Origin of the sequence: Streptomyces sp. NPDC059224, from assembly GCF_042754285.1 — a bacterium.
GTDB lineage: Bacteria > Actinomycetota > Actinomycetes > Streptomycetales > Streptomycetaceae > Streptomyces.
The window spans coordinates 1-1,083 of record NZ_JBHZAN010000118.1 but is presented as its reverse complement, the minus strand read 5'-3'; the positions used below and the strand labels follow the sequence as shown (position 1 = coordinate 1,083).

The window sequence follows — 1,083 nt, the reverse complement described above, 5'->3', positions numbered from 1 at the left end:
CATTACATTAGCGCAGCAACAAGCAATTCAAAATAGCCTTCCTCAAGAATCAACACGAATGGCAATGGTCGTAGTAGCTACTTTACCGATTGCAATTGTTTATCCGTTCTTCCAAAAATACTTTGTTCAAGGATTGACGATCGGTGGAGTGAAAGAATAAAAAAGAATAGGAGATGTTAAAAGATGAAAAAGAACATGCAGAAATATTTGATTGGTGGTGCTTCTGTACTAACCCTTGGCCTATTAGGTGCTTGTGGTAGCAGTAATGGCGAAGCAAATAATGAAACAGGAACCACAAAAGTTACTTGGTATCAGGTTGGAGAAGAACCCAAAGATTTTGATGAGGTCATGACAAAAGTCAACGAAAAATTAAAGGAAGAAATCAATGTAGAGTTGGATATGCGGCTGATTCCGGACGGGGATTATCAGCAAAAGCTTGGTGTGATGATCAATTCAGGAGAAGAATATGATATTTGTTTCGTCAATGGCACAGATTATGTGAATTATGGGAACAAAGGTGCTTTCATTAGTCTCAACGATCATTTGGATAAAGAGTTGAAAGATTATGCAGCTGAATTGAATGAAGGATTTATTGAAGGTGGGGCAATTAATGGCGAAACTTATGGATTGCCAGTCAATAACGATATTGCCACAACGGAATATTGGACCTTTAATAAAGATTTGGTAGATCAATACCAATTGGATGTAGAGAATGTTGAAGGTGTAGAAACATTGGCTCCAGTATTAGAAAAGTTTGCAGAAAAAAATACTGATACGAATATTACGCCAATCGGTATGACCCGTACCAGTGTCTGTATTCCTTATGACAATATTATCGGTGGTGGTGTACCGCTAGCGGTTGCATTTGAAGGCGATACACAAACAGTTGTTAATACTTATGAGACTCCAGAAATGATGACTTATTTGAAGGCTATGCATGAGTTTTATAAAAAAGGATATATTTTGAAAGATGCAGCCACTGTTACGACAGATCCATTTCGAATTGATAGTAAAAACTGGTTTTTAGGTCGTAACTCAAGTGGTTATCAACCATTCGCACAAAAAAAATTAGAAGCTCTAGCG

1 protein-coding gene is annotated in these 1,083 nt (G+C 37.3%); it reads left to right on the top strand.

Going from position 1 to position 1,083, the window contains the following annotated elements:
* Positions 1 to 183: 183 nt before the first annotated feature.
* The coding region (locus ACFXI4_RS44750) for an ABC transporter substrate-binding protein (protein WP_385003469.1) at positions 184 to 1,083 on the top strand (900 nt) is incomplete at its 3' end.